Origin of the sequence: Catellatospora bangladeshensis (assembly GCF_016862575.1) — a bacterium.
GTDB classification, from domain to species: Bacteria; Actinomycetota; Actinomycetes; order Mycobacteriales; family Micromonosporaceae; genus Catellatospora; species Catellatospora bangladeshensis.
Genome location: NZ_BONF01000116.1, coordinates 1 through 527, shown reverse-complemented (window position 1 = coordinate 527; position 527 = coordinate 1). Strand labels below are relative to the sequence as shown.

General features: G+C 67.4%; 1 protein-coding gene. It reads right to left on the bottom strand.

The window, feature by feature from the left end:
* On the bottom strand, positions 1-527 hold a 527-nt coding region (locus Cba03nite_RS39490; protein ID WP_203757738.1), incomplete at both ends, for a carbohydrate ABC transporter permease.

Below are 527 nucleotides of genomic sequence, written 5' to 3'. Positions count from 1 at the left end.
CAGATACAGCGACAGCGTCTGGAACTGCCGGTCCGAACCACCGGTCATGCTCCCGCCGCCGAACAGCAGCGGCTCCGCCAGGACCTGCATACCGCCGATCGTCGACACGATCACCGTGAAGATGATCGTCGGGCGGATCGCCGGCACCGTGATCCGGGTCAGCTGCTGGAAACTGGACGCGCCGTCCAGCGACGCCGCGTCGTAGAGGTCCTTGGACACCGCCTGCATGGCCGCCAGGTAGATCAGCGCGTTGTAGCCCGTCCACCGCCAGATGATCATCACGCTGATCGCGATCTGCGACGACGCCGTGCCGGCCTGCCAGTCGATCCGGCCCAGCCCCAGCGACTCCAGGACCCAGTTCACCAGGCCGTAGTCCTTGCCGAAGATCTGCCCGAAGATGATCGCCACCGCGGCCACCGACGTGATGTTCGGCAGCACCGCCGTCATCCGCCAGAACGTGGGCGCCCGCAGCCGCTGGTTGAGCACGTGCGCCAGCACCAGGGCCATCAGCAGCTGCGGCACCGTCG